The sequence below is a fragment of the Candidatus Woesearchaeota archaeon genome (assembly GCA_016180285.1).
Taxonomy (GTDB): domain Archaea; phylum Nanobdellota; class Nanobdellia; order Woesearchaeales; family JACPBO01; genus JACPBO01.
Map to the genome: position 1 here is coordinate 1 of JACPBO010000004.1, position 15,912 is coordinate 15,912.

A 15,912-nucleotide genomic window follows, 5' to 3' on the forward strand; every position below is an offset into this window, starting at 1 on the left:
CGGACATTGGTTAATCTCATCTTCGCCCGTATCCCGCCGTATTCTTTTGCATCGGAGTTATAGATTATTTTCATCAAGATTTTCCGTGCAATTCTTCGCTTGTGAAAGTCTAAAAACCAGCCTTCCCATTTGATGTTAGCGATTTTTGGAGCGCCTAAGACTAAAAAAGTGCCTCCTGCCTTAAAAGACAGCATCAGCTCTTCCCTGATTGCTTTGATTCCCTGAAAACCTTCATAGATTTCTGCCACTCTTTTTGCGGAGACTGAAGCTCTTTCCAACATCAATCTGGGCAAAATCTCTTCAACTTCATTTTTGGTTTCCTGAAGTTCCTGCTCTTTTTTTGAGATATATCCCAAGATCATATGCGGATCATTGGCCACAAAGTACTTTGTCCCTTCTTTTACGATATAACCAACTAATCCTTTCTCTATAAGCTTGTCGAGGATATCATATATCTTGGATTTTGAGACTTTGCTATCTTTGCCGATAGGCCCGATTGTAGATTCTCCCAGCCTATTCAGGGCAAGATACACCTTGGTCTCTCCGTTTGTGAGTCCTAATTTTCCAAGTAAAGCTTCATCCATCAGATCACCCTAATCTGATGTTATTTATTAATCTTTCTATAGTAACCCACTAAGGGGGGGACTAGATTTATATAGTTAATATGTTACTACCATGTTGAGATAAAAAAGCCAATACCTCTGGGCTTAAAACGAGGTGGAGACAAAATGAATGACGTGGAAGGAAAATCAAGAGGATATTTGGAAAAAATCCTAAAGAGAAACCCAAATTTGTTTATAGACGACCTAAGACACGTTGAAGAGGGTATATTTGTGATAATTGGAAGAGCACTTGTTGAATATGCTGATGAACTTTACTTAACATCACATACTCCAAAAGAGTGTGCTAAGACTAGCTATAGACTATGGATTGAAAAACCACCCATTTCAAGGTCAGGCCATCCAGACTGGTTACCTGAGTTAGCTGTTGCTGAAATGTGGAAAATAAGAGAACATAACAGAGATGAACCAATATGGAGAATAAGAAACTATGACACAGATAAACAAATATATTCACAAATAGCAAAAACAGCTTATAGTAACACGGCAGATCCATATCCATTTCCCGACATAGTTAGAAATGGCGGTTGGTTTTGTTCCGAATCAAGAATATATAAGATAAAATAAATTTTTCATTCCATTATTTTTTATTTTTCAATAAGAGATTATGATGGCACGCTCATTTACGAAGAGCCAAAAGGGCAATTGGATATATCCAAGGTTCTTTAAATTTTGTCATTTCCGACACATTTTTATTCAGCTATATGATCATAAAACCAAAACCTTTATATACTACTATCAACTATTAGTTGACAACTATCAACAAAATGGAGACAGCAAAAACAACCAGCAGGATTTTGAAATTAATATTCAGGGATTTTGCTGCAAAGCATACTGTAACCACACTCTCAAAAGAAGCAGGCATGAGCAGATGGGGATTATGGAAAGTCCTTAGAAAGCTTGAGTCTGAAAAAATCCTTATTTTATCGCCTGTTGGCTCTGGAAAAACAAGCACCCATACAATCAGCCTAAACTGGGAGAACCCGATTGCAGAAAAAATGCTGGCCATAATCCTTACAGAAGAAGCATTGAAAAGCCAAAGGTGGGCAAGCAGCTTTTCAGAGTTTGAGGGAAAAGCAAAATTCAGCATAATCTATGGCGGCATCCTGAATAAGCCAAACGAAGCAAATGACATCGATATATTAAGCGTGATCTCAAATAGGAAAAACTTTATAGAGATGGAGAAAATAACAGCAAATTTGCAAAAGACCCAGCTCAAGAAGATCCATTCGCTGAATTTCACAGAAGCGGAATTCAAGAGTGAATTAAAAAAGCCAAATAAGGCATTTATTGACGCTGTAAAGAAAGGAGTTGTATTATTTGGGCAGGATAGTTTCATCAGATTTATAAAGGGCTTGGCAAAATGACTAAAAATGACTGAACTGATCATAACTGAAAAGCCGGCAGCAGCATTGAAGATAGCTGAAGCTCTTGCCGACGGTAAAGCGATAAAGGAATCTAACCAGGGAGTGCCTTATTACAAAGTAACCCATGGCAAAAATGACATCATTGTGGCATGCGCAGTAGGCCACCTCTATGGATTGGCTGAAAAAGAGAAGGGAAAATGGACTTATCCAGTCTTCGATATCGAATGGAAGCCGACTAATGAAACAAATAAAGGAGCGGCATTCTCAAAAAAATACCTGCAGACAATTAAAAAGCTTTCAAAAGAGGCAAAAACATTCACAGTTGCAACTGATTATGATGTTGAAGGCGAGGTCATCGGGCTTAATGTTGTCCGCTTCATCTGCAATCAAAAAGATGCTGCAAGAATGAAATTCTCCACATTAACAAAGCCTGATTTAATTGAAGCATATGAGACTAAATCAAAAACATTAAACTGGGGCCAGGCAATGGCCGGCGAAACAAGGCACGAATTGGATTGGTATTGGGGCATCAACACAAGCAGGGCATTGACAGCTGCAATAAAAGCAGGCGGAATGTTCAAGATAATGAGCTCAGGCAGAGTGCAGGGCCCTGCATTGAAAATAATTGTTGACCGTGAAAAAGAAATAAGAAATTTCAAGCCTGTTCCGTTCTGGCAGATCGAGCTCAAAGGCAATGTGAACAAAGGCGAAATAACAGCGTGGCACAAGGAAGACAAGTTCTGGGAAAAGGAAAAGGCAGAAGCTGTAATGCATAAAGTTAAAGCCGAGAAAAAAGGGCTTGTGCAGGAAGTCAAAAAAACACAGTTCAACCAGAAAGCTCCTGTTCCGTTTGACCTGACAGCGCTGCAGATAGAGGCTTACCGCGTCTTCAGGATACAGCCTAAAGAAACACTGGAGATCGCCCAAAACCTATACCTTGCCGGATTGATATCTTATCCGAGAACATCAAGCCAGCAGCTTCCTTTTGTTTTGGATTTCAAAAAGATTTTAAAAAATTTAAGCTCGAATGAAAGCTATAAAAAATTAACTCAGCTTTTGCTTGCAAAAGAAAAATTAATCCCAAACAATGGGAAAAAAACCGATCCTGCTCATCCCGCTGTCCATCCTACAGGAGAATACCCTAAAAAGATTGATGCAAGGGAATATAAAATATATGACTTGATTGTAAAAAGGTTTTTTGCAACATTCGGCGAAGATGCAGTAAGAGAAACTGTGGCAGTTGACATAAATGTTAAAAATGAGATTTTCATTGCAAAAGGAACAAGGACAATAGCAAAAGGGTGGCATATTTTATACGAGCCTTACGTTACGTTAAAAGAAGAAGAGCTTCCTCCGATAAACAAGAGCGATATTGTAAACATAGATAAAATAACAATGTATGACAAAGAAACACAGCCGCCTGGCCGCTTCACTCCAGCTTCAATCATAAAAGAACTCGAAAGAAAAAATTTAGGCACGAAAGCTACCAGAGCGCAGATCATTGACACATTGTCGCAAAGGGGATATATAACAGGAAAAGTAATTGAAGCTACTGATCTGGGAATTAAAACAGTTGAAACTTTGGAAAAGTACTCGCCATTGATCCTTGATGAAGAGCTGACAAGGCATTTTGAAGAAGAGATGGAAGAAATACGCGATCAGAAGAAAAAGCCAAAGGAAATTCTTGAAGAGGCAAAAGCTGCTTTAATAAAAATCCTGAATGAATTCAAGGGGAAGGAAAAAAAGATTGGCGAAGACTTAAAAGACACATATCAGGAGCAATTAAGGCAGGAGAGTGAAATAGGAAAATGCCCTGTATGCGAAAAAGGGACATTAAAAATGAGAAAAGGCCGCTTTGGAAGGTTCATTGCATGCGACCAATATCCGGAATGCAAGACAACATTCAAGCTTCCTTCTTCAGGCCTGATCAAGCCATCTGAAAAAATATGCGAGCAATGCAAATATCCAATGATAATGGTTATCAGAAAAGGAAAAAGGCCGCAGGAAGTGTGCATCAATAAGGAATGCCCCTCAAAGCAGATAATGGATGCAGCTTTGAAAAAAGAAGCTGAAAAGATTGAATCAGGCAAAATAGAAAAGAAATGCCCTAAATGCGGAATAGGCAACCTTGTTCTGAGAAAAAGCGTATATGGTGTTTTTTATGGTTGCTCGCAATATCCGAAGTGCAGATATATAGAGAAAATAGGAACTAAATCATAAACTATAAAAACCTGAATTTTTTCTCTATTCCTATGAAAAAGCTTTTACTTTTATTGTTGATCCTCTTGACCATTCCTCTGGCTTATGCCAAAACAGGCCATACAAAGCTGCTTGCTGTTTCAGAGGCAGACGGCGGCTTCATAGGCAGCACTGCTGACCTATATCTTGAAATAAAAGAAGGAACAGGCAGGGTTTTTATTGATTCTTACCCATTGACAAAGTTTGACACGCAGTTCTCAACAAGATTTGCAAAAAGCGTTGCATGCGATTTCCTCAACAAGGACTGCAGCAAATATGATTTCTTTTATACAATAAGGGCAGATGCCCCAATAATAGGCGGGCCAAGCGCAGGAGCTGCAATGTCTGTTTTGACTGTTGCATTGCTTGATGACCTTAAGCTCAAGGAAGATGTTGCAATGACAGGAACAATAAACTCAGGCGGGATAATAGGGGCTGTTGGCGGAATCAAGGAAAAAACAGAGGCAGCTGCAAATGCGAGCATGAAAAAAGTCCTGATTCCCGAAGGCGAAAGATTTGTCGGTGAGGAAGGAAACAAGACAGATCTCATCAAATATGGAAAAAAGATAGGCGTTGATGTCATTGAAGTGCTCAGCCTGAATGATGCAATATACGAGTTTACAGGTAAAAAATACAGCGATGGTATTGAAGCAATCAACATAACAGCAGACTATGAGGGAACGATGATGAACATTTCAATAGACCTGTGCTCAAGGGCAGATTCATTAAAAGCCAGCTTAAATGTTTCCGGGCAGAATGATGTTCTGGAAGCTGCTGATAACTCAACTGAAAGGGGAAAAGCTGCATTCAGCCAGAAAAAATATTATTCATCTGCTTCTTTCTGTTTCAGCTCAGATATAAAATACAATTACCTCAGCATAAAAGACATTAACGAGAGCAAATTAAGGGAAAAGATCAGCATCACATCCGCAGAACTAAAGCAGCGCGAGGAAAAGCTGAAAAATGATTATAAAACAATAAACGATCTTGAGACATACATCATTGTAAAAGAGCGAATTAATGAAGTGAAAGATTACCTTAACCTAAGCCTGGCAAGCCTTGACGGGCAAAAACTGGATGACAGCAAATATTATCTGGCATATTCAATCGAAAGGCTTTACACAGTTAACTCCTGGTCTTTCTTTTTCGGAAAAAGCGGCATAAAGCTCAATATTGACGCGCAGATGCTCAGGGATTCCTGCACTCAGAAAATAGTTGAGGCGCAGGAGCGCTTTGATTACGTTGCCTTGTTCGTTCCCTCTGCTAATTTGGTTCAGATAAGCAATGAACTGGAAGGCGCAAAGCAGGACCAGAAAAATGAGAACAGCGAGCTTTGCCTGTTCAGGGCATCAAAGGCGAAAGCCCAGGTTGATGTTGTCATAACATCAATGGGCATAAGCGACCAGAACATAAGCAGCATAATAAACAAAAAGCTAGAGATCGTGAACAGGCAGATATTGAAGGAGACAAATAAGGGAATCTTCCCCATATTGGGCTACAGCTATTATGAATATGCAAAAGAGCTTAAAGAAGAAGATCCTTATTCTTCCTTGCTATTTTCAGAATACGCACTTGAATTGAGCAATTTAGATATTTATTTTAAAAAAGAAGAGATCCCGGCCATATTCGAGAAAAGAATAAATATTGACTATAACTTAGCTGTTATTTTTGTTGCCGGCATTTTAATCGGCTTCATTCTGAGAAGTCTTGTAGTGAAGATAAAACATAAGCGAAAAAGAGCTAAAAAATTGATAGGAAAAAAGGTTGGGCGTATAAAAGCAACAAGGAAAAAATAAGAAGTCTCATTTTTGAATATATTGAATTCATGATGTAATTATTAGGAATTTTATTTATTTGATTTTATTTTTCTTAAAATAAAGGAAGCAAAATGATCTCCATAGCAGTCTTGTAATTGTTTTAATTTCCAATCATCTCCAGTTATTTTCCCTCTACATATTTTACTTCCACAATCACATTTTAAATTAGAAAAAGCACCCATATTTGTAAAACACATTGCATAATCATGGGTTAATTCTTCTCCAAGATTAATATCCCTTAAAGCCATATAGATTATTTGGCCATCAAAACCAACATTTGGTTCGCATGAATGGTTGATAAAGATTGCATTATCTGCTATTTCTTCTATTGTTCTAGGTCCGAGAAAGAAATCATCTTGTATCTGTAAACAATATTGTCTGCATTTTTCATCGAGTTCCTTAAATTCTTGTAAATCAAGGATATAACCGTTCTTAATAGCTATAATTTCATCTTTCTTTATTAACCCTTTAGCAAACAAACCTCTGCCTTGGATCATACTGCTTTCTCTAACTTCTGTTTTTGGAGATCGATAGGATTTCATAGCTGTCATATTCTGATTAAGAATAATTAACCTTTTATAAGCCTTATCGGAGTCTTATCATACTAAAAGATTTATATTTTTATAAATCAAATAATCTAAACCTTAGAAGCAAGCCCCTTTCGAAGCCCGCTTCCAGGAAAAAGAGGTGATCCTAAACCAGGGCAAACACCCTTGCGGACATCTGCCCTGGAAAAAGAGGTGATAGATTGTGAGCTTGCGAGCAATCCGCCGAAAATCTCTGATTTTCGATGGATCGTAAATCGGTATACCACGCCCCAACTTGACTTATCTACTTTAGAGTAGTGCTACTAGTATATAAATCTTTCGGTTTAAGAGCATTTTAAAGTGGTGACAACGGAAGATTTTTAAAAGAGAAAGAACTTGCCTCCTGCTTATCATGACGAGACGCATTTTAAAAGGGTTAATATGCGTATTGATCGGCTATAATTGCGCACTGGCCCAGATTCAGGCTGTTGGCGAGACTTTCTTCTCTAGAAAGGAATTTGAGGAATTTGAAAAAACTGCGAATGATTATGATGCTGCATATTTTGATCAGATTGCGGATTACAATGAAATATGCTGCGCACAAAAACATATTAAAAACAATGTCATTGGCGAAAAGGGCATGCACAGGGAACTGAAGAAAGAGCGCATTGTGATACTGGCTGATGCGCATTGCTTTACAGCGCAGCATAAAAAGATGATTGATATGATTCATAATGTCAAAAGGAAGGGTTTAATTGTTGGGCTGGAGTCGTTTAGCATTGATGAGCAGAGCTACATAGACAATTATTTAGAATCCAAGATAGGCCTTGAAGAACTTGTTGAAAGCACAAAATACAGACTGAAGGAGCTTGACAAGTACGGCTATACAGACATTTACAGATTCCTGAAAGAAAAAAATATAAGATTTATCGGCATAGATATGCCAAGCACCATAGAAAGAGAGCTCATAACAGAAAACAGCATAGAGCTGTCAATAAGCCGCTATTTCATGTTTAATTTTTATGACAGGGATTCAACAATTGCAAAGGCAGTCAAAGAAGTTTTAGAAAGAGGAAATGACATCTTAATAATTGCAGGAACGCTGCATGCTGAAAGCAACCATCTGCCGTATATGATAAAAAAGCTGACTTCGCAGTGCTCTGCGATTGTTTTCCAGCAGCCATATAAGTTAATGCAGTGTAAAAACCCTCTAAAAGAGTATGAAAGGTTCAATAAGCTTGGCCTTGGCAAGGGCGAGGTGCTTAAAATAAAAGGCGAACATCTTAAATTTTACCTTAATGTAAAGCCTAACATGGAAGAGTGGTCAGGCTGGGGTGAGGAGCAATAGCATCAAAAATAATCAAGTATATAAATGAAGCCAGATAACTTTTCTTATGAAATGCATTTCCTGCAAAAAAACAGCCAATGTCATTCTGCACCATCTGCAGCCATACTGCTGCCCCTGTTTCTGCAGGATGATCGAAAAAAGAGTAAGAAAGTTTGTAAGAATCAATAAGGTCTTTAAAAAAGGCGATAATATCTGCATTGTTGATGACGGCTCTCATGATTTTCTGAATGCGCAGTTTTTATTGAAAAGCATAATAAAGGGCCTTCCTGTAAAAATCAGGATTTTAAGGATCAAAATAAAGAACCGCCAGGATTTTTTAAAAAATAAGGTTTTATTGAAATTATCCAAAAATACAAAAATGATCATTCCGTGGACCATGGAGGATGAAGATTCTTTATTCTTAAAAAACATATTTGATTCAAAAGCCCCGATAAAATCAAGCTTTATAAAATTATTAATGATCATTACAGATGACGAAAGTGCTGCTTTTGCAGAATGCAGGGGTTTTAATGTTTCAAAAAAAGAAGATAAAAATGATGTTAAAATTTTTTTAAATGAAATTGAGAATAAATACCCGGGCAGCAAGTTTGGATTGCTGAAAAGCAGCCTGGAATTGAAATGAGCATATTTAAGCTCATAGATAAATTATTGAAGAATTTTTTCACTTATATGGTTGTTCTGGCAATAATCATATCGGTTTCAAAATTTATGAATTATGAAAATAATTCCAATAACAAAATAACAGGCCAGGCAATAATCAGTATCGTTGCTGAAAATAACAATTTCACTCCATCAGTTTATTTCTGCAAATATGATGACTGTGCAAAGGAATTCATCAGATTAATAGAAAACTCAAACAAATCAATACATTGCGCGCTTTATGATTTTGAATATGAGAATATAACAAACGCCATGACTAAAAAGATCAATGAGGGTGTTGATGTAAAAGTCGTTGTCGATAGCGAGAACTTCAAGAAAGTCAAAAATCTCAATTTCATAAGGCAGGATGACCGGAATCAGTTAACACACAACAAATTCTGCATTTTCGAAAATAAAATTATCTTCAGCGGCTCATTTAACCCGACAATAAAAAACAATGTCAAGAATGACAACAATATGATTGTTTATCAATCAAATTACCTTGCGGAGAATTATGAAGAGGAATTCAATGAAATATGGAATGGTATTTTTGGAAAAGGCAATAATGTAAAATATGCCATAGTAATTTTAAATAATAAAAAAATCGAGAATTACTTCTGCCCCGAAGACCATTGCAGCTCGCACGTTATAAGCACCCTGAATAATGCTAAAAAAAGCATCTATTTCATGCAGTTCAGCTTCACAGACAACAGTATAGGCGATGTTTTAATCAACAACAAAGGCAGGCTTGATATAAAGGGCATTATGGAGAGAACGCAGAACAACACATATAGTGAATTCCAGAGATTTGAGCAAAACAACATAAGCGTGAAATGGGACAGCAACAAATACAATATGCACCACAAGGTTTTTATTATAGACAATGAAACGGTCATTACAGGCAGCTACAACCCCACAAGGAATGCTGATGAATCAAATGATGAGAATGTTTTGATCATCAACGATGCCGATGTTGCATCAAAATACCTGGAAGAATTTAAAAAGGTTTATGGTGAAGGATGACTTATGTTTACATTGATGAAAGCGGAGATCTTGGTATGAGCAACAAAGGAAGCGAGTACCTTATATTAACAGCAGTCAAAATAGAAGATGACCAAACAAATATTATCTATAAAAGAATACCTAAAAACATAAGACAAAAAACATTGAAGAAAAAGGTAAAGAAGATGGCGGAGTTAAAATTTTCGAATTCCTCTGTACTTATAAGAGAGAGATTTTTGACACGAATTGCTCAGCTAGATGTAGAAGTTTATTCGCGCATCATTAAAAAAGAGTTTACAAAAGACAGCTTAAAGAATAATCTTCCCATATTATATAATTATTTGATAAAAATTCTTTTAGAAAAAGTTCTTTCTGATATAAACAAAAACAAGAGACTGGAGATACATCTTGATAAATGTATGTCATCTAGTCAAAGAGAAAATTTTGAGAGCTATGTAAAAACAGAATTCTTATATCTTTTTTCAGTTCTGCCTAATGTCACTATCGTTCATGAATCTTCTCAATGTAATGAGGCTTTACAAGTAAGTGATTTTGTATGTGGAGCATTCGGATATAAGTACAATACTGCAAAATTAAAGGAAAATTGTAATCATTACACTGGCTTAATTTCAAATAAAATCAAAATTGAGAAAAATGACCTGTTCAGAAAATAAAACGATCCCTGTTTACTTGTCCTGAGCTCAATCCTGAGCCGTCATCCGTTCAACAGGACTTACTCGTTAAATATGAAATAATATAAACTAGTATATAAACATTCCCATTTAAATGAAAAAATACGATGTTTTCGGAATTGGAAGCGCTTTGATGGATTTTCTTGTCGAAGTAGACCATAAAAAGCTGCTTGAAATGGACTTAAAGCACGGCGAAATGCATCTGATTGATAAAGCTCATTCAAAGAGGATTTTTGAGAAGTTAAAGAACTACAAATTTAAAATTGCGCCTGGCGGATCAGCTGCAAATGTTCTTGCCGGAGTTGCTGTTTTGGGCGGCAATGCTGTTTTCTGCGGCAAAGTGGGCAAAGATGAGCACGGAGCAATATACGAGCAGAAAATGGCAGAAGGCGGAGTTTACTCCAGCATTAAAAAAAGCGATTTGATGACAGGGCACACAATTTCATTTATAACGCCGGACTCTGAAAGGACATTTGCCACTCATCTTGGAGCAGCGCTTGAATTGGAAAAAGAGGATGTTTTGGAAGAAGAGTTAAGGCAAAGCAAAATACTGCATATAGAGGGTTATCAATTAGAGGACAAAAATTTAAGGGAAGTTTCGATTCATGCAATGGGAATTGCAAAGAAAAACAATGTTTTGGTTTCAATTGACCTGGCTGATCCTGCTCTTATACGAAGAAACTTAGATAATATGAAAAATTTAGTTAAAAAATATGCGGATATTGTTTTTGCAAATGAAAAGGAAGCAGAAGCATTTACCGGAAAAGAAGAAGAAGCTGCATTGAATGAAATTGCCGAATTTGCAGATGTTGCTGTTGTCAAGCTCGGTGAACGCGGCTCATTAATAAAGTCTAAAGGTAAAATATACAAAATTAAACCATTTGAAGCGAAAGCAGCTGACACAACAGGAGCAGGAGACATGTATGCTGCAGGCATTCTGTATGGAATAAGCCACGATCTTCCATTGGAAAAAGCAGGCAGGATAGCGAGCTATGCAGCTGCAAAGGTTGTCGGGCAGATTGGCGCAAGATTAAGCAAAAGCCTGAAGGATGATATAAAGAAACTTACATAATAATCAGTATTTCATTACAATTCCTTGCTGCTGGTTTCCCTGTACGATTTGTAAACACTGCTGCTTCTGGCTGCTGCCTGTTATTTTATCGCAAATTGAAGAATCCCGCATTGAGTACATCATATTTACATAGCAGCTGTCCCTTTGGTCAACGCCCGAGATTTTATCGCATAAAGTAACATCCCTCAGCTGGTTAGCCATGTTAGAATAACAGTTGTCTTTTGGCGAGGTTTCCTTGATATTGCCGCAGACAGAGCCATCCTTTTTATCCCTTGCGTACAGCTCATAGCATTGATAGTCTGATTCCGATCCTGCGCATATGGTTGGGTCGTTTTTCGCTTCAGCAACCAGCGCTAAACAGGCTGGACGCTGGTCTCTGCTTAATTTCTTGCACAATGACGTATCATTATTCTTTGCAGCAACTCCCATCACACACATATCCTCTATAGAATATGACTGAGTGGAAGGCATTCCAGTGCAGACTGACATTTGCGAGTCAACACTCAGCTTCTCGGCTGCGCATCCTGTTTTATCCGCTACAACCCTGCCATCTGGGCAGATGTACTGCGTAGCAGCTGTGCAGCCCACTATAAAGAAAACAGAAGCGATCAATAACGCCAATAATATGTGCTGTTTGCCCATAATTCAGTAAATTTGGCATAATTAATATATAAAGCTTTTTGTTTTTCCTCCTGCTTTTTTCAGCTATATCTCTTCCTTTATATTTATCGTGCTGATCATCGTCAGGGTTTTCTTGATGTTTTTGTTTTTTCTCAGATCTATGATATATTTATTAAAGTCTTCAATATCCTTAAACTTTAATTTTAAAAATAAATCATGCTCTCCTGTTATGCCAAATGATTCTTTTATATGCGCATTTTCGAAGAAAGATGGATCAAGATCCTTGTCAGTTGTAAGCAGCATGAATACAATGAAATTCTCGCCAACTGCCTTGTTGCTCAATTTAACTGTGAATTTTTCTATTACTTTCTCTTTTTTTAATTTTGTCAGCCTTTGATGCACTGTAGACGGCCTTAAACCTGCCTTTTTGGCAATGCTTCTGATTGACTCCCTGCTGTTCTGCTTCAATAGCTCAATTATTCTGCTGTCTTTGGCGTCCATTTTGAATATTCCGTCGATCTAATGTGCATGAATAGGTGCAAGATAACCAAATCAGCAAACAATATTATTGCTGAGATCAAAAATGCTGTTTGTATTGACCACAAATCAGCAAGATAGCCTAAAATCGGAGATAAAATGCTGAAAAGCAAGTCGCCTCCGAGATTCTTCAGGGAAAGTATTGTTGCGCGATGATGTGTTTGTATATGCTTATTGACATAATCCTCAAGAACAGGCTCGGAGAAGCCGCCGATAAAAAACTTAATTATTGGAAAAAAAACAGCCAATGGAATGAGCAGTTTCCACAGGAACAAAAAGGATATTATTGGGATTATGAGCATTGCGTATAATGTTGTTTTTTCTCCAAGCATGTTTTCTATGTTATGGGCAAATTTCGATCCTATCGCTCCTGCAATATTCATCAAAAAGAATATAACGCCAAAATAAAAGATGTCGATCTTGATTAGCTTGAAATATGGCTGGTAAAAGAAATAAGCAGCAGCCCCCACACCGCCAAATATCATTGAATAAATGATGAAAAATTTCACTTTCGGGTGGCTCAATGAAAATCTAATAGCTTCTCTAATATGGGCAAGATATTTTTTTTCCAGCGGCTTATGCACATAAGGCTCGACAAAAAACAGGGGAATAAGGCACGAAATAGCTATAGGCAATGCCGTTGCCCAAAATGTCATTCTTAACCCATAAACTGAGGCAATATACCCGCCTGCAAGCGAAGCAATGCCCCACACAAGATAATTGATGGATGTAACTGCCCCGAATATTTTTTTAAAATGCTCTTCCTTGCCTAATGCAGCCAATGTATCATATATAAAAGCAGATGATGCAGAACCCCACAAAGCCGATGAAATTCCTATTAATGTTTCTGCAATTATAAATCCTAAAAAATTAGTTCCAAGCGCATAAAAAATCCAGCTGGCTAAAAAAAGAAACTGGGATATAATAATCGCTTTCCTCCTTCCTGCAAAGTCTGTAAAAACCCCACTAGGAATCCTAAAAAGGACGATTATGAGTGCATAATACGCCTGCAGAATCATAACCTGCATCATCGTAAGATTGTTTTCAAGGAGGAATAGGACAAATATCGGGGTTACAAATATAAGAGTGCCTAAAATCCTGTAAATATAAAATTTCCATATATTGTCTTCTATTCGCATTTTCTTCCTTTCTCTGTTCTATTTAAAGACTCTCTGAACAAGAAATCTTTAAAGTTAAGTTGGGGGCATGTTCAGAGAGCCTTCTTGACATTTAAATCAATTTGTACAGCTTATATTTAAATATTTCCATATTTGTCTTTATTTTTTAATAAATTATGGACAATGTTCGCTTTTTGTTGAAAAAAATATATAAATGTGTATAAATCAATCAATTCAGGTGATGAAAATGGACAAAGGCGAAACTTATGAAGTAAAAGACATCAAATTAGCAGAGCAGGGCGGTATGAACATCGAGATTGCAGAATCCCGCATGTCCGCTTTATTAAAAATAAAAAAAAGATTTGAAAAAGAGAAGCCATTAAAGGGAATCAGAGTTGGGCTTGCATTGCACATTACAAAAGAAACAGCTGTTCTCGTTAAAACATTAATTGCAGGCGGAGCAGAAGTCGCTATAACCGGCTGCAACCCATTAAGCACGCAGGATGATGTTGCAGCTGCGCTGGCAAAGCAGGGAGTAAAGGTTTGGGGGTATAAAGGAGAAACAAGTGAAGATTATTACAGATACTTAACAAGTGTTATCAATTTTAAGCCGCATATAACAATTGATGATGGCTGTGATTTAGTTTCTGAGATACATTCAAAACATACTGAATTAATAAAAGATATTATCGCAGGATGTGAAGAAACAACAACAGGAATAATAAGATTGAAAGCAATGAAAAAAGACAATGCTTTGAAATACCCGATTATAGCAGTTAATGATAATAAAACAAAGCACCTATTAGATAACTATTATGGGACAGGACAATCAACAGTAGACGGAATAATAAGAGCAACCAATGTTCTGTTCGCTGGAAAGAATATTGTTGTTTTAGGATACGGAAGCTGCGGAAAAGGGTTTGCAATGCGGTGCAAAGGACTTGGCGCAAATGTAATTGTAACGGAAGTTAATAATTTCTGCGCATTGCAGGCTGCTTATGACGGATTCAGGGTAATGAAAATGGAAGATGCCTGCAAGATAGGAGATATATTCTGCACGCTGACAGGAAACAAGCATGTTGTAAGAATAGAGCACATAAAGCAGATGAAAGAAGGCGCAATCCTGGCAAATTCAGGTCATTTTGACATTGAGATTGATGTGAAAGGATTGAAACAGATAGCTTCAGGCGAAAGAAGAGTAAGGCCTTTCCTTGACGAATACATTGTTGATGGAAAAAAGATTTTCCTCTGCGGAGAAGGCCGCTTGGTCAACCTTGCTGCTGCAGAAGGCCATCCGAGCGAGGTCATGTCAACCAGCTTCTGCGGACAGGCGCTGGCAGTGGAATATGCTGTCAAAAACAAAGGAAAGCTTCCGACAGATGTTATCCTGCTGCCGGAAGAGATCGACGACAGCATAGCAAAGCTTCAGCTTGAAGCAATGGGTATTGAGATTGATGCGCTGACAGAAGAGCAGAAGAAATACCTTTCAAGCTGGCAGGAAGGAACATAGGTTTGTTTTTATCAAGGGTTTTGCAGCACTTATGCAAAATTAAACAAGAAAAAACAATCGGAAAATCATTTATACTTCTTCACAATCTCCTTGAACTTGGCATAACTCTCAGAATCCTTGAACTTGCCGAAATCCTTATCTGAAAGCTTATCGAGAATTGACAAAAACATTTTGGACAGCTCCTTTATGTCTTTCGAAGCCTCTCCTTTTGCAATCGTTTCTTCAGTTTTTATTTCTTCTTCAGCAGGCTCTTCCTTTTTCCTTCCAAAAAGCCTTGAAAAAAATCCAGGCTTTTCTTCCTTTCTTATTTCTTCCTCTGCATCTGAGAATTCTTCCTGCTCTGCTTTAGGCTCATTAACAACCATTTTCACTTCAACTCCTGATTTCTTGGCTTCCTTCAGCTCGGGATAAGCTTCCATCTTTCTTGGAATTTTTATTTTTTTAAAAACCTTTGCAATCTTCTTGGCTGTTTCAGATCTTCTTCTCCCAGCAATGTACTTCGACACCATCCTGCCAATTTCTTTGTCAGCCATATCTTTTCAGAAAAATAATCAATATATAAAGCTATCTTTTTTTATGCGTTGCCTCTATTATGGCGCGCAGGTCAGCAACCTCTTCCTTCAGATCCTTCAGCTCCTTGCTCAGCTCGGTTTCCTCGTTTTCAAATTTGCCTGCTATCTTTCTCAATTGCCTGAACTCTATCTCAAGCAGAATAAGGTAGCCGACAACAACAATGGAAAAAACAACAAGCAATTCAAGTATGGGTAAGTTTAACCCGAAAACATACATATTTCACACCTCTTT

General features: G+C 37.5%; 17 protein-coding genes. 10 read left to right on the top strand and 7 right to left on the bottom strand.

What is annotated here, in order from left to right:
- Positions 1-584 (bottom strand): helix-turn-helix domain-containing protein (locus HYU07_00845; protein MBI2128763.1); only part of this gene is annotated, 584 nt, incomplete at its 3' end.
- A 144-nt stretch (positions 585-728) separates the two neighbouring features.
- Between HYU07_00845 and HYU07_00850 the strand changes: the two genes are divergently transcribed.
- The 4 genes from HYU07_00850 to HYU07_00865 all read left to right on the top strand — a co-directional run bounded on the left by HYU07_00850 (position 729) and on the right by HYU07_00865 (position 6,021).
- Positions 729-1,187, top strand: a complete 459-nt coding sequence (locus HYU07_00850; GenBank protein ID MBI2128764.1) for a hypothetical protein — start codon at positions 729-731, stop codon at positions 1,185-1,187.
- 200 nt (positions 1,188-1,387) lie between these two features.
- Positions 1,388-1,987: a hypothetical protein gene (locus HYU07_00855; protein ID MBI2128765.1), complete on the top strand. Its 600-nt coding sequence runs from the start codon at positions 1,388-1,390 to the stop codon at positions 1,985-1,987.
- A 6-nt stretch (positions 1,988-1,993) separates the two neighbouring features.
- A complete protein-coding gene (topA, locus tag HYU07_00860; GenBank protein MBI2128766.1) occupies positions 1,994-4,207 on the top strand; it encodes a DNA topoisomerase I in 2,214 nt (737 codons plus the stop codon).
- 32 nt (positions 4,208-4,239) lie between these two features.
- Complete coding sequence (locus HYU07_00865; GenBank protein ID MBI2128767.1) at positions 4,240-6,021, top strand: hypothetical protein; 1,782 nt, start codon at positions 4,240-4,242, stop codon at positions 6,019-6,021.
- A 50-nt stretch (positions 6,022-6,071) separates the two neighbouring features.
- Here HYU07_00865 and HYU07_00870 read toward each other — a convergent pair whose 3' ends face one another.
- The gene (locus tag HYU07_00870; GenBank protein MBI2128768.1) at positions 6,072-6,593 is read right to left on the bottom strand and encodes an SET domain-containing protein-lysine N-methyltransferase; all 522 of its coding nucleotides are present in this window, start codon (positions 6,591-6,593) and stop codon (positions 6,072-6,074) included.
- Between the two features lie 388 nt (positions 6,594-6,981).
- On the opposite strand from HYU07_00870, the gene HYU07_00875 reads away from it, so the two are divergent.
- The 5 genes from HYU07_00875 (at position 6,982) to HYU07_00895 (ending at position 11,322) form a co-directional block, all read left to right on the top strand.
- Positions 6,982-7,917 carry a ChaN family lipoprotein gene (locus HYU07_00875; GenBank protein ID MBI2128769.1) on the top strand — a complete coding sequence of 312 codons (936 nt, stop codon included), beginning with the start codon at positions 6,982-6,984 and terminating at the stop codon, positions 7,915-7,917.
- A gap of 46 nt (positions 7,918-7,963) precedes the next feature.
- Positions 7,964-8,539, top strand: a complete 576-nt coding sequence (locus tag HYU07_00880) for a hypothetical protein (GenBank protein MBI2128770.1) — start codon at positions 7,964-7,966, stop codon at positions 8,537-8,539.
- Positions 8,536-9,579, top strand: coding sequence for a hypothetical protein (locus tag HYU07_00885; GenBank protein MBI2128771.1), 1,044 nt, complete (start codon positions 8,536-8,538; stop codon positions 9,577-9,579). Before HYU07_00880 ends, HYU07_00885 begins: the two co-directional genes overlap by 4 nt.
- Positions 9,576-10,232 carry a DUF3800 domain-containing protein gene (locus tag HYU07_00890; protein MBI2128772.1) on the top strand — a complete coding sequence of 219 codons (657 nt, stop codon included), beginning with the start codon at positions 9,576-9,578 and terminating at the stop codon, positions 10,230-10,232. The genes HYU07_00885 and HYU07_00890 overlap by 4 nt, the downstream gene beginning before the upstream one ends.
- 112 nt (positions 10,233-10,344) lie before the next feature.
- Positions 10,345-11,322, top strand: coding sequence for an adenosine kinase (locus tag HYU07_00895; GenBank protein MBI2128773.1), 978 nt, complete (start codon positions 10,345-10,347; stop codon positions 11,320-11,322).
- Positions 11,323-11,325: 3 nt separating this feature from the next.
- On the opposite strand, the gene HYU07_00900 is transcribed toward HYU07_00895, so the two are convergent.
- The 3 genes from HYU07_00900 to HYU07_00910 form a co-directional block, all read right to left on the bottom strand.
- Entirely contained in the window at positions 11,326-11,964 is a 639-nt protein-coding gene (locus HYU07_00900; GenBank protein MBI2128774.1) for a hypothetical protein, read from the bottom strand.
- A gap of 63 nt (positions 11,965-12,027) precedes the next feature.
- Positions 12,028-12,444 carry an Lrp/AsnC family transcriptional regulator gene (locus HYU07_00905; GenBank protein ID MBI2128775.1) on the bottom strand — a complete coding sequence of 139 codons (417 nt, stop codon included), beginning with the start codon at positions 12,442-12,444 and terminating at the stop codon, positions 12,028-12,030.
- Positions 12,420-13,619, bottom strand: a complete 1,200-nt coding sequence (locus HYU07_00910) for an MFS transporter (GenBank protein MBI2128776.1) — start codon at positions 13,617-13,619, stop codon at positions 12,420-12,422. The genes HYU07_00905 and HYU07_00910 overlap by 25 nt, the downstream gene beginning before the upstream one ends.
- 226 nt (positions 13,620-13,845) lie before the next feature.
- Between HYU07_00910 and HYU07_00915 the strand changes: the two genes are divergently transcribed.
- Positions 13,846-15,108, top strand: a complete 1,263-nt coding sequence (locus tag HYU07_00915; protein MBI2128777.1) for an adenosylhomocysteinase — start codon at positions 13,846-13,848, stop codon at positions 15,106-15,108.
- Positions 15,109-15,173: 65 nt separating this feature from the next.
- On the opposite strand, the gene HYU07_00920 is transcribed toward HYU07_00915, so the two are convergent.
- A complete protein-coding gene (locus HYU07_00920; GenBank protein MBI2128778.1) occupies positions 15,174-15,641 on the bottom strand; it encodes a hypothetical protein in 468 nt (155 codons plus the stop codon).
- 31 nt (positions 15,642-15,672) lie between these two features.
- Entirely contained in the window at positions 15,673-15,897 is a 225-nt protein-coding gene (locus HYU07_00925) for a hypothetical protein (protein ID MBI2128779.1), read from the bottom strand.
- Positions 15,898-15,912: the final 15 nt, after the last annotated feature.